Annotated in this window: 12 protein-coding genes; 3 read left to right on the forward strand and 9 right to left on the reverse strand. The window is 70.9% G+C overall.

Annotated elements, in window-relative coordinates; translation table 11 throughout:
- Positions 1-108: 108 nt before the first annotated feature.
- The 6 genes from HJG52_RS14755 to HJG52_RS14780 form a co-directional block, all read right to left on the reverse strand.
- Complete coding sequence (locus HJG52_RS14755) at positions 109-936, reverse strand: SDR family oxidoreductase (protein ID WP_171244381.1); 828 nt, start codon at positions 934-936, stop codon at positions 109-111.
- Between the two features lie 168 nt (positions 937-1,104).
- Positions 1,105-3,225: an MDR family MFS transporter gene (locus tag HJG52_RS14760; RefSeq protein ID WP_206070852.1), complete on the reverse strand. Its 2,121-nt coding sequence runs from the start codon at positions 3,223-3,225 to the stop codon at positions 1,105-1,107.
- Positions 3,225-3,740 carry a MarR family winged helix-turn-helix transcriptional regulator gene (locus HJG52_RS14765; RefSeq protein WP_171244382.1) on the reverse strand — a complete coding sequence of 172 codons (516 nt, stop codon included), beginning with the start codon at positions 3,738-3,740 and terminating at the stop codon, positions 3,225-3,227. The genes HJG52_RS14760 and HJG52_RS14765 overlap by 1 nt, the downstream gene beginning before the upstream one ends.
- A 218-nt stretch (positions 3,741-3,958) precedes the next feature.
- On the reverse strand, positions 3,959-4,402 hold the full coding sequence (locus HJG52_RS14770; RefSeq protein ID WP_171244383.1) for a MarR family winged helix-turn-helix transcriptional regulator: 444 nt from the start codon (positions 4,400-4,402) through the stop codon (positions 3,959-3,961).
- Between the two features lie 96 nt (positions 4,403-4,498).
- Entirely contained in the window at positions 4,499-5,926 is a 1,428-nt protein-coding gene (locus HJG52_RS14775; RefSeq protein ID WP_171244384.1) for a pyridoxal phosphate-dependent decarboxylase family protein, read from the reverse strand.
- A gap of 1 nt (position 5,927) precedes the next feature.
- Entirely contained in the window at positions 5,928-7,310 is a 1,383-nt protein-coding gene (locus HJG52_RS14780) for an MFS transporter (protein ID WP_171244385.1), read from the reverse strand.
- A gap of 53 nt (positions 7,311-7,363) precedes the next feature.
- On the opposite strand from HJG52_RS14780, the gene HJG52_RS14785 reads away from it, so the two are divergent.
- Positions 7,364-8,854 carry a DHA2 family efflux MFS transporter permease subunit gene (locus HJG52_RS14785; RefSeq protein WP_171244386.1) on the forward strand — a complete coding sequence of 497 codons (1,491 nt, stop codon included), beginning with the start codon at positions 7,364-7,366 and terminating at the stop codon, positions 8,852-8,854.
- Between the two features lie 3 nt (positions 8,855-8,857).
- Positions 8,858-9,469, forward strand: coding sequence for a hypothetical protein (locus HJG52_RS14790; RefSeq protein ID WP_346767758.1), 612 nt, complete (start codon positions 8,858-8,860; stop codon positions 9,467-9,469).
- Between the two features lie 9 nt (positions 9,470-9,478).
- Here the strand turns inward: HJG52_RS14790 and HJG52_RS14795 are convergent, their stop codons facing one another.
- The gene (locus HJG52_RS14795) at positions 9,479-10,012 is read right to left on the reverse strand and encodes a DUF6328 family protein (RefSeq protein WP_206070854.1); all 534 of its coding nucleotides are present in this window, start codon (positions 10,010-10,012) and stop codon (positions 9,479-9,481) included.
- Positions 10,013-10,128: 116 nt separating this feature from the next.
- Here HJG52_RS14795 and HJG52_RS14800 point away from each other — a divergent pair, with 116 nt between their 5' ends.
- Entirely contained in the window at positions 10,129-11,358 is a 1,230-nt protein-coding gene (locus HJG52_RS14800; RefSeq protein WP_171244387.1) for an aminotransferase class I/II-fold pyridoxal phosphate-dependent enzyme, read from the forward strand.
- Between the two features lie 16 nt (positions 11,359-11,374).
- On the opposite strand, the gene crcB is transcribed toward HJG52_RS14800, so the two are convergent.
- Together crcB and HJG52_RS14810 are read right to left on the reverse strand one after the other, a co-directional pair.
- Positions 11,375-11,746, reverse strand: a complete 372-nt coding sequence (gene crcB / locus HJG52_RS14805; RefSeq protein ID WP_171244388.1) for a fluoride efflux transporter CrcB — start codon at positions 11,744-11,746, stop codon at positions 11,375-11,377.
- On the reverse strand, positions 11,743-12,249 hold the full coding sequence (locus HJG52_RS14810) for a fluoride efflux transporter FluC (protein ID WP_206070856.1): 507 nt from the start codon (positions 12,247-12,249) through the stop codon (positions 11,743-11,745). The genes crcB and HJG52_RS14810 overlap by 4 nt, the downstream gene beginning before the upstream one ends.
- Positions 12,250-12,398: the final 149 nt, after the last annotated feature.

Consider the following 12,398-nt stretch of genomic DNA (forward strand, 5'->3'; position numbering starts at 1 on the left):
ATTCATCCGGCGCTGAACCCGAGTCCGACCGTAGGAGGGAGACCGGGTGGCCAAAAGGACTACGCGCCGGTAGGCCGTATAGGACGTTTGTGCTGTTGACGGGAATGTTCAGAGGAACAGGTCTGGGGCCAGGCCCTCGTCCCGGCCCGTCATGGAGTAGACCGCGAAGTCGGTGGCCCCGCGCTCGCGCAGCAGCTCCTCGTCGATGAGCGTGCGCCCGTTGAGCGCCTGACCCCCGGTGGTGAGCACCTCGTAGGCGGCGTCGGCGACGATGTCGGGCCTGCGGCTGGCCGCCACCATCTGGTCGCCGCCGGGCAGGTTGCCGATGGCGTCCGTCGCGACCAGGGTGGCCGGCCACAGACACGTGGACGAGACACCCTTCTGGCCCAGCTCGTGTGCGAATCCCGTTGCGGCGAGGGTCATTCCATACTTTGCCATGGTGTATGCCGGGTGGCCGGCAAACCAGCGCGGGTCCAGGTTGATGGGCGGGCTGAGGGTGAGGACCTTCGGGTCCGGGCTGGCGAGCAGGTGCGGGATCGCGGCCCGGGTGAGCATGAAGGTGCCGCGGACGTTGACGTCCTGCATGAGGTCGTAGCGCTTGGGCTCGAGCTGCGCGGTGCCGCTGAGGTTGAGCACGCTGGCGTTGTTGACCACGATGTCGATCCCGCCGAACTCGCCCACCGTTCGCTCCACCGCCTCGGCGATGGTCGCGTCGTCGCGGATGTCGCCGACGACGGCGAGCGCCCGGCCGCCGGCCTGCTCGATCGCCTCGGCCGCGGTGTGGATCGTGCCGGCCAGGCGCGGGTCGGGCTGGTCGGTCTTGGCGATGAGCGTGATGTTGGCGCCGTCGCGGGCGGCTCGCTCGGCGATCGCGAGGCCGATGCCCCTGCTCCCGCCGGACATGAGGATCGTCTTGCCTGCCAGGGTCGTAGCCATCCCCGCAGCCTAGTTACCGATCGGTAACCACGGCCACCCTCCGGCGCCGTGGGCCATCTCACGACGCGCCGAGGCCGACGCTGTCCCGCGCTCTCCCACGGCATCCCGCGGTTCGAGGTGATCGGCCGCCAACCGGGGCCGGCGGGTCACCTCGAGCCGCGGAGGTGCTCAGTCGTTGACGCGGCGGGTGGCTTCCAGCCGCGCGGCGGCGATGATCTGCTCCGCCTCGGCGTGGGCGGCCGCGACCACGCGGTCGGCCGTCGACTGCGAGCTGCGCAGCAGCGTGAACTCCAGATCGTGCATCGGCTCGGACGCCGGCTCACCGGCGTGCCGGCCCTGGGGCTGCTCGAGCCCTTCGAGCACCCGCTCGAGCTGCACGTGGAACTGCCCGAGCGCCGCGTCGACGTCACGCCCGAGTGCGCGTACCAGGTCCTTGGCCTCGTCGAGCGCCCGCTGACCCGCCTGCGACGAGCCACGCACGTCGAGCTCGGCCGAAGCGAGCACGTCGAGCGCCGCGAGCGCGGTCAGCTCCTCAGCCTCGCGCGGCGACGAGCCCTGGTCGAGCACCCGCACGCCGGGTTCGCGCACATCGACGTCCTGGACCTGGGGCTGCCGGCCGGGCCCAGGCTCAGGTGCGAGGGGCGACTCGTCGGCCAGCGCCGCCACTGTTGCGGCGTCGGTGGGCGCGCTGGCACCCGCGGCGGCCTCCGCGTTGGCGGCGACCTCCTCCGACATCGAGACGGTCGTGCGGAGCTCGGTCTCGCGGACGAAAAGGACTGCCACGAAAGCGATTGCGGCAAAGACCGCGCCGATGAGGAAGATGTGCCCGGTGGCGTCGCCGTAGGCGGCACGCACGATGCCCTGGATCGGGCCGGGCATGTCCTTGATGTCGAGCGTCCCGGTACCGCCGCCCTGCTGGGCTGCAGCCGCGGCCGCCGGGCCGAGCTTGGCCAACCCTGCCGCGATGTTGTCGCGGACACCGTTGGCGAGGATGGCGCCGAGCACCGAGACGCCCATCGCACCACCGAGCGTGCGGAAGAACGCGATGCTCGCGGAGGCGGCGCCGATGTCCTTGACGTCGACCGAGTTCTGCACGGCGAGGACGAGGTTCTGCATCATCGACCCCATGCCGATGCCGAGTAGCGCCATGGCGGTGCCGATCTGCCACAGCGGCGTCTGGTGGTCGAGCTGACCGAGCCAGACCATGCCGGCCGTGAGGAAGACGCCGCCGACCACGATCAGGCCCTTCCACCTACCGCTCTTGCTGACGTACCGGCCACCGAGCGTCGAGGCGACGAGCAGCGCGCCCATGAGCGGGATCGTGAGCAGCCCGGCATGGGTCGGCGAGTAGCCACGCGAGACCTGGAAGTACTGCGTGAGGAAGGTGGTGCCGCCGAACATCGCGACGCCGACGGAGACGCTGGCGATGATGACCAGTGCCGTGGTCACGTTGCGCAGCAAGCGAATCGGGATGATCGGCTCGGCCGCGCGCAGCTCCACCGCGATGGTGAGCACCAGGCCGAGGAGCGTGCCGCCGAGGTACCACGCGGTCTCCATGGACCACCAGGGGAAGTCGTGGCCGGCGAAGGTGACCCACAGCAGCGGCAGCGACGAGGTGATCGCGATGAGCACGGCACCGAGGTAGTCGATCTTCGGCATCCGCTTGGGCGTCGTGATGTGGAGCGTCCGCTGGAGCACCACCATGGCGATGATCGCGAGGGGCACGCAGACGTAGAAGGTCCAGCGCCAGCCGAGTCCGCTGTCGACGATGAAGCCACCCAGGAGGGGACCACTCACGGTCGAGACGGCCATGACGGCACCCATGTACCCGGCATACCGACCGCGCTCGCGCGGGGCGATCATCGCGCCCATGATCGACTGGGTGAGGGCCGTGAGCCCACCCATGCCGAGGCCCTGGACGACGCGGCAGGCGATGAGGAAGCCGACGCTGTGCGCGAGGCCCGCGGCCATCGAGCCGACGACGAAGACGGCGAGGGACAGCTGCACGAGCAGCTTCTTGCTGAACAGGTCTGACAGCTTGCCCCAGATCGGGGTGCTGACGGTCGTGGCGAGCAGCGACGCGGTGATGACCCAGGTGTACTGACGCTGGGTGCCGTTGAGGTCGCCGATGATGGTGGGCAGGGCGGTCGAGACGATCGTGCTGCTGATGAGCGCGGTGAACAGGCCCGCGAGCAGACCCGTCATCGACTCGAGGATCTCGCGGTGCGACATCTCCCCCGATTCCTCAGGGGTGCGCGCAATGGTCGCGGTGGGAGCAGTGGCTGACATCAGTGGCTTTCCGTGGTGGACGTTGCGTGGTGGGCGGGGAGGCGCTCGGCGCGGGCGATGGCCTGCTCGAGCTCCTGCAGGAGGTGCGGCATCCGGTGGAGGTCCTCGGCCGGTATGCCGGCGAGCTCCGGTGCGAGCCGGGCGGCGGCTTCGCGGTGGACGTGTTCGAGGTGTGCAGTGCCCGCGTCGGTGAGGGCGATGTGGCAGGCGCGGGCGTCGACGTCGTCCTTGCGACGCGTCACCAGCCCGTCCTCCTCGAGCCGGGCGATGACTCGGCTCACGACCGACGGAGCCACGCCTGTGGCGACCGCCAGGTCACCCGGCCGGTCGTGACCGTCGCCCCGCGCGAGCACCTTGAGCACCGCCAGCGGCGTGCTGGAGGTGCCGCTCTCGTCCAGGAGGCGGCGGCCGATCGCGCGGCTCGTGCGGATGAGCGCCGAGAGCGAGGACAGCACCGCGGCGACGTCGTCGACGTCTACGGGAGTGGTCGTCGCCCGGGTGGCGGTGGCGGTCATGGGACTCCTTTGGTTGCTGAACGCAACCATAATCCCCATTAGTTGCTCAATGCAACTTGTATGCCGTGCGGCCCACCGGCGCACCGACGTCGCCCCCGTGAGTCGCCGCCAAGTTTGGGGAGAAGTTCACCTGTGCTGGGAAGGTTCCCAGCACTGGCGAACTTTGGGCCAAAGTTCGCTGGGCATGCCCAGCTCAGGCGGGGCGGGTCCCCAAGGGCTCAGGAGGCGCCGTCGTTGAGCTTCTTCAGCAGTCGGGCGAACTCGGCCACGTCCCGCGGCTCCCACCCGGCGACCTGCGAGCGCAGCCGCTCACGCCGTCCGGCGAAGGTGCGCTCCAGCGCCTCGGCGCCCTGGGTCGTGAGCCGCACCTGGCGGGCGCGGGCGTCGTCGGGGTCGGGGATCCGCTCGACCAGCCCGAGCTCCTCGAGCGTCGTGAGGTTGCGGCTAGCCGTGGACTTGTGCAGCCCCAGCACGTCGGACACCTCGCCGCCGCGCACTCCCCCGCTGCTCTCGGTGAGGTCACGGACGGTGACCAGCACGGCATACCCCGCGGTGTCGAGGTCGGGGTGCACCTCGGCCGCGATGCGTTGCTGCGCGCTGCGGGCGCGACGCATCAACCGCGTGAGCTCGGTCTCGAGTTCGCCGACAGGTGAACGGGGCATTGCCCGAGCCTAAGTGAGCCGCGGCTCACATCGTGGGTTCCGCCCCGACTTTCACGATTCGGGTGGTGGGCGTCCACGCCCGGCGAGCGTGGTCCCCTAGGGCCGGGTCAGCCGGTCGAGGAACGCCACGAGTAGTGCCTCGCGCAACCGTGGTGGCGCCACGTCGAGCAGCGCATTGACCGGCGCCATCCGCTCCGGCAGCGCGAGCGCGCCGTCGGCGCCCGCCAGGCCCGCGACATGGAGCAGCCCCTCGAAGGCCGCGTCGTCCAAGGTCTCAGGATCGATCGAAGCCACCGCCGCCACCAGCTCGGGTGGCACCTCGACCGGCCCGTCCTCGACGGCGACCTCCACCGACTCCCGCAGTGCCGCCAGGAAATCCGGCACGAGTGGCGCCGTCGCGGCGCTGAGGCTGAGGTGCAGCGTGGGTGGCTGGTCGCGGAACGACAGCTGTGGCTGGGCGTACCACCCGCGCGCCAGGAGCTCGTCGGCCAACGTGAACAGGTCGAGCGTGGCGTCGGCGCGCAGGGCGACGAGGGCCGAGTCCGGTTCTCCTGCAACGGAAAGCTGAGGTATGGCGGCGACGCCCTCGATCAGGTCCCGCACCCCCGCCGCCACGGTCGCCGCCAACGCGGCATACCCGTCGTCGCCGAGGTGGGTGACGACCGCCCAGGCTGCCGCGAGCGGACCGCCCGACTTCGTCGACTGGGTCGTCGAGTTGAGCATCGTGTAGCCCGGCCACTGCGCGGATGCGAAGAACTGCGGGCGGCGCAGGTCGGCATCACGGTGCAGCAGGAGCGAGATGCCCTTGGGGGTGTAGGCGTACTTGTGCAGGTCGACCGAGATGCTCGTGACGCCCTCGACCGCAAAGGTCCACCGCGGCACGTCCGCCCCGGCACTGCGCAGGTAGGGCAGCACCCACCCACCGATGCACGCGTCGACGTGGCAACGCACGCCGGCCGTGGCCGCCGCGGCCGCGATCGGGGTGACGTCGTCGACGACACCATGGGCGTAGGAGGGGGCGCTCGCGACGACGAGGACGGTGCGGTCGTCGATCGCGGCGGCCATCGCGGCCGGGTCCGCCCGGAAGCTGACCGGGTCGACGTCGACGAGCACCGGCTCGACACCGAAGTAGTGCGCGGCCTTGTGGAACGCCGCGTGCGCCGTGGTGGGCAGCACCATCCGCGGTCGCTCGATGTCGGGCCGGGCGTCGCGGGCCGCCTGCACCGCGAGCAGGATCGACTCGGTGCCGCCGCTGGTCGCCGTGCCGACGAATCCCTCGGGCGCGTCGAGCAACCGGCCGGCGAACCGCACGAGGTCCTGCTCCATCGCGAGCAGGCTGGGGAAGGCGGTGGGGTCGAGACCGTTGCTCGAGGCGTATGCCGCGAGCGCGTCACGGGCGAGCACGTCCACCTCCGCGAGGCCGGAGTCGTAGACGTAGGCAAGGGTGCGTCCACCATGGGTCGGGACGTCGTGCGCGGCCATGGCCTCCAGCCGGGCGCGGACCTCGTCGGCGGGCAGACCCATGTCAGACCTCCTGGGGTGACGAGGCGTTGGCGGCACGGACGGCCGCCTCGTCGAGACGGTAGCGGGCGAGCAGCACGAGGCTCAGCGCGACAAGTGCCGCGGGGACGAGCGAGAAGCCCAGCGTGATGGCCATGACGGCCGAACCGGGTTGTGCCGCAGTCGAGTCGGTGGATGAGACGTACCCGCCGAGGGCGAGCACCGCGGCATACAGGCCGGGTCCGAGGGCGAGGCCGAGCGTCTCGCCGGCGGTCCACACCCCGGTGAAGACACCGATGCGGTTCTCCCCGGTGCGGGCGGCGTCGACCGCTGCGACGTCGGGCAGCATCGCCATCGGGAACATCTGAGCCCCCGCGTAACCGACCCCGACCACCGCGACGGCCAGGTAGACCGCGGCCGCGGGCAGGGACCGGGCGCCCACCAGCGCGAGCGCGCCACCGCCCAGCAGGACCGACGCCACGGCATACCCCCACCGCTTGCCTCGCCGCGCACCCAGCCGCTCCCACAGGGGTGTCACGAGGATCGCGGGGGCCACGAAGCAGACGAAGAGCAGGGTCGAGGCCGACGAGCTGCCGAGGACGTGCCGGGCCACGTAGTCGACACCGGCGAGCATCGCCCCGGTCGCGAGTGCCTGGAGCACGAAGGTGCCCAACAGGACGCGAAAGTCCTTGGCACCAGCGACGATTCGCAGCTGGTCGCGCAACATCCCGCCAGTTCGGTGGACGCGTCCGACCGGCGCCGACGCCGTGCCCCGCCACGCGCCGACGACCCCGACGAGGATCAGCAGCGCCACCACGACCCCCATGACGCGGTAGCCCTGGGCCGGCCCGACCGCGTCGCGGATGGCCGGCGCCGAGGCACCGCTGACGAGGATGGCGAAGGCCAGCACGGCCACCCGCCAGGTCATGAGCCGCGTGCGTTCGGCGTAGTCGTCGGTGATCTCGGCGGGCATCGCGACGTAGGGCACCTGGAAGAACGCGTAGGCGGTGGCACACGCGAGGAAGGCCACGACCACCCAGACCGCCGCCAACGCCTCCGGCGACGACGGGCCGCCGAACAGCACCGCGAAACAGGCCGCGAGCGCCACCCCGGCCCGGATGAGGAACGGTCGGCGCGGCCCGGCCGCCGAGACGTGGTGGTCGCTGATGCGCCCCGCGACCGGGTTGAGCACGACGTCCCAGGCCTTGGGCAGGAACACGATCCCGCCCGCGAGCCCGGCCGCGACCCCGAGCCGGTCGGTGAGGTACGGCAGCAGGAGCAGGCCGGGCACGGTGCCGAACGCACCCGTCGCGACCGACCCCGCGGCATACCCGCGCACGACCCTGCCGGGGAGGCGGCCCCGGGGACCCTCCGGGAGGCGACCGGCGGCGCCGACGGCATGGCTCACCTCACGCAGCGTAGGGGTGCCGCGACGTCGGCGGGCGGCAATACGGTTGCCCCATGGCCGACCCCACCACCGCGACCCGTCCCGGCACCGACCTTCCCGACGGGTACCGGCCCTGGCCGGCGCTGTGGGCCATGGTCATCGGCTTCTTCATGATCCTCGTCGACTCGACCATCGTGTCGATCGCGACTCCGGCGATCATGCGCGGGCTCGACGCGGGCGTCGACTCGGTGCTGTGGGTCACCAGTGCCTACCTGTTGGCGTATGCCGTGCCGTTGCTGATCACGGGCCGGCTCGGCGACCGGGTGGGGCCCAAGAACCTCTACCTCGCCGGGCTCGCCGTCTTCACGCTGGCATCGCTGTGGTGCGGGCTGACGGGCAGCATCACCGAGCTCGTCATCGCGCGCGTGGTGCAGGGACTGGGCGCCTCGATGATGACGCCGCAGACGATGACCGTGATCACGCGGACGTTCCCGGCGGCGTCGCGCGGGCAGGCGATGTCGCTCTGGGGAGCCACTGCCGGTGTTGCGACGCTCGTGGGGCCGCTGCTCGGTGGCGTGCTCGTCGACGGCCCCGGGTGGGAGTGGATCTTCTTCATCAACGTGCCGGTGGGGCTCATCGCGTTCGCGCTCGCGTGGCGGCTGGTGCCGACCCTCCAGACCCACTCGCACTCCTTCGACCTGGTGGGGGTGGCGTTGTCGGCGGTCGGCATGTTCCTGCTCGTCTTCGGCATCCAGGAGGGCGAGACCTACGACTGGGGCACGATCACCGGGTTCATCACGGTCAAGCGGCTCATCGCCGCCGGCATCATCGTCATGGTGGTCTTCGTCTGGTGGCAGAGCCGGATCAAGCGGGAACCGTTGGTGCCGTTGGGCATCTTTCGCGACCGCAACTTCTCGCTGTCCAACCTCGCCATCACGACGGTCGGTTTCGCAATCACGGCCTTCGCCTTCCCATTCACGCTCTTCGCCCAGCTGGTGCTCGGACTCAGCCCGACCCGGGCAGCCCTGCTCACCGTGCCCACGGCGGTCGTGTCGGTCATCGTGGCGCCGTTCGTGGGGCGGCTCGTCGACCGCATGCACCCTCGGGTGATCACGACCTTCGGGTTCGTCGTCGGGGTGCTGGCCTTCTGGTGGCTGAGCCGGTCGATGACGGCCGGTGCGCCCGCGTGGCACCTGCTCGGCCCGATGGCGCTCGTGGGCCTCGGCACCTCGACGATGTTCGCGCCGCTCGCGGCGACCGCGACCCGCAACCTGCCGCTCGCCTCGGCCGGTGCGGGCTCCGGCATCTACAACACGACCCGCCAGGTCGGCGCGGTCCTCGGCTCGGCCGCCATCGCGGCGGTCATCGAGGCCCGTCTGCGCGCCAACCTCGGCGACGCCGCGGCCGGGTCCGGTGGCATGGCCGGGACCGCCGGGGTGAAGCTGCCGCCGCAGGTCGCCGACGGCTTCGCGACCGCCATGTCGCAGGCCATGCTGCTGCCGGCAGGGGTGCTCGTGATCGGCCTGGTCGTGGTGGTCTTCCTCGCCAAGCCCTCCCACCGCTGAGCCGTGCCGCGCGAAGGCCTGCTGCGCTTCACCGGAGAGATCGCCGGGGCCGGCACGACGTCCGGCGTGCGGTTGGTGGTGGGGCGCTGGCGCGAGTCCCCGTTCGGCGCGTTCGCAGACGTGATGCTGCAGGACGCGACCGGGCACCGCACGCTGCTCGCGCCGACGGACGAGGTGGCCGAGTTCGTCTCCGCCACCTACGTCTTCGACGAGGTCGTCGTGGGTCCGGTGGTCGCCGAGGTGGGGTCGGGTGGCTGGCGCGTGCGCGCCGCTGACCTGCTCGACGTGGCGCTCGAGGTCGGTGGTCGTATGCCGCTCGGCTGGGTCCTGCGCATCCCGCCCGCCAGGCTGGCGACCAGTCCCCTGTGGGCTGCGGCACTCGACCCCGTGGCCCGGGTGGTGCTGCGCGGGGTGCGCACCCGTGGTTCGGCCGCTGGTGGGCGGAGCGAGTGGTACGGCGCGGTCGACCAGCACCGGGTCGCCGGGTTGCGCGGCACGTGGCGCGGATCCGACCTGGGGGCGTTGGCCCCGGTCGACCCGCCGTGCTCGTTCGGCTTCTCCTCCACCCCGACCACACCGTCGGTCACGAGCGTGACGACGACGATCCGCCTCTGAGCCCTGGCGTCAGGGCAGCCGGCGGTGGCCCTTGGTCATGGCCACGGGCAGCACGAGCCAGAAGCCCACGAAGAACAGCGCCGCACCTCCCACGGCCGCAATGGCCGGGCCGGTGCCGACGACGACGGAGAAGATCAGCGCCAGCACCGACGCCACCGTGACGGCAAGGACCACGAGCCCGGCCTTGGCGATGCGGTCACCGGCCGTCACCAGAGTGGTCTTGGCATGCCGCCGGAACAGTGCCCGGTGCATGGCCACGGGCGACACGATGAGCCCGGTCGCGGCGACCGACAGCACGACGGTCCACAGGTAGAGCAGCTTCTGGTCGTCGGTGAGCGACTCGAAGCGCTGCTGGAACGGCAGGGTCAGCAGGAAGCCGGACAACAGCTGCACCCCGGTCTGGGTGACGCGCAGTTCCTGCAACAGCTCGTTCCAGTTGCGGTCCGACCGCTCCGCCGGCGTCTCGTCGCGCTCGGCGGGCCGGGTCTCCTCGCGCACGCCCTCCTGCACGCTCGCGTGCTGGTCATCGTCTCCGGCGCCCATGCACCCACTCTGGCGTACCCCGCCCGGCCACGCGAGGTGCGCGGGCACGCGAACTGTGCCGGACGGCATACGGGATGGTCCGCCGTGAGCGACCCGCCCACTGACACACTGGCGTCGTGCGCCGAATCACCCAGTCCCGCAAGCTGCATCAGGTCCGTTATGACGTGCGCGGACCGATCCTCGTCGAGGCCCAGCGGCTCGAGGCCGAGGGGCACAAGATCCTCAAGCTCAACATCGGCAACCCCGAGCCGTTCGGGTTCGAGGCGCCCGACGCGATCCTGCAGGACATGGTCCACCACCTGCCGACGTCGCAGGGCTACAGCGACTCGCGGGGCATCTACTCGGCCCGCACGGCGGTGGCGCACTACTACCAGTCGCGGGGGCTGACCGACACGCACGTCGACGACGTCTTCATCGGCAACGGCGTCTCCGAGCTGATCTCGATGGTGCTGACGGCGTTCGTCGACGAGGGCAACGAGGTGCTGGTGCCCGCGCCCGACTACCCGCTGTGGACCGGCGCGGTCACGCTGGCGGGTGGGACGCCGGTCCACTACCGCTGCGACGAGGCCAACGGGTGGAACCCCGACCTCGAGGACATCGAGTCCAAGATCACCGGGAACACCCATGCGCTGGTCGTCATCAACCCGAACAACCCGACGGGCGCCGTCTACAGCGAGGAGACGGTGCGGGGTCTCGTCGACATCGCGCGGCGGCACGACCTGGTCCTGATGTCGGACGAGATCTACGAGAAGATCCTGTTCGGGGACAACGACTTTCAGCCGGTGCACCACCACACGGCGACGTATGCCGGTGACGACGTCCTGTGCCTCACCTTCAGCGGGCTGTCGAAGGCTTATCGCGTGTGCGGCTACCGCGCGGGTTGGGTCATGGTGTCGGGTCCGCGCGAGGCGGCGGCCGACTTCCTCGAGGGCCTGACCCTGTTGGCCAACATGCGCATGTGCGCCAACGTGCCCGGCCAGCACGCGATCCAGACGGCACTCGGTGGCTACCAGTCGATCGAGGAGTACATCCATCCCGGTGGTCGGTTCTACGAGCAGAGCAAGCTCGCGTGGCGCCTGCTGAACGAGATCCCCGGGGTGTCGTGCGTCGAGCCCCACGGAGCGTTGTACTGCTTCCCCCGTCTGGACCCCGAGGTCTACCCGATCGAGGACGACCAGGCGTTCGTCATAGACCTGTTGCGGGAGAAGAAGATCCTCGTCACGCACGGCACCGGCTTCAACTGGTTCGAGCCCGACCACTTCCGGCTCGTGACGCTGCCCGACGTCGACACCCTGACCGAGGCGATCGGCCGGATCGGCGAGTTCCTCGAGACCCGTCGCCGCTGAGCCCTTCGGTCGGCGGTCAGGTGACGGCCGCGACGAGGGCCCATCCGGCGGTGCACGCCAGGAGCCCCGCGGCGAGGCTGCCCGCCACGTAGGCAACCGCGGTCGCGAGTGCACCCTCCTGCGTGAGCCGTACCGCCTCGAACGAGAACGTCGAGAACGTCGTCAGCGCCCCGCAGAAGCTCGTGCCCACCAGGGTGAGCAGCCATTCCGGCGACGACCCGGCATACACGGCGCTCGCGATGCACCCGAGCACGAGCGAGCCGATCACGTTGACCGCGAACGTCCCCCACGGGTAGCGCGTCTCGTGCCGGCTCTGGATCCACAGGTCGGCGAGGTAGCGCGTGGGCGCCCCGACCGCGGCGCCGAGGACGATGAGTAGCGCTGTCACTGTGCGCCCTCCCGCACCAAAAGGTGGCGAGTCACCGCGATGGCGGCGGCCGTGGCGGCGAGGCCGCCCACGAGCGTGACGACGAGGTATGCCGCGGCGGCACCCGGGTGCCCCTCACGCAGCATCTCGTGGAGGTCGAGGGTGTAGGTCGAGAAGGTCGTGAAGCCGCCGAGGACGCCCACGCCCAGGAACGGCCGCACGAGCCGGGTGGGCTGCATGACCTCGACGACCACGACCATGAGGACGCCGATCAGGAAGGCGCCGACGACGTTGGCGATCAGGGTGCTCGTCGCGAACTCGCCTGTGCCGTGAGGGATCAGCTCGGCGAGGCCCCAACGAGCCAGGGCGCCGATGGCGCCGCCGGCCGCGATGGAACCCACGATGTCCCCGCGCCCGCGCAGGAGGTGGCGCAGCGAGAGGTGCTCGGCAGCGGCCTCGTGTGCCTCGGCGCTGGTGACGTCCGGGTCGATCGGCTCGCGCGGGGCTGGTGGGTCGATGGGCATGGCTCTCCTACCGTCTCAGGTAGGGACTGTTGGCGGAATCTCCGCGGTTGTCGGCGAGCCCCACCGCCATCACTCGAGCGGAGTCTAGCCGCGCCTTGCGTGCATTCGCGCTCGACGTTCATGTCCCGCAACATGCCGTCGATCGCGAG

The sequence above is a fragment of the Knoellia koreensis genome, from assembly GCF_013041615.1.
GTDB lineage: Bacteria > Actinomycetota > Actinomycetes > Actinomycetales > Dermatophilaceae > Pedococcus > Pedococcus koreensis.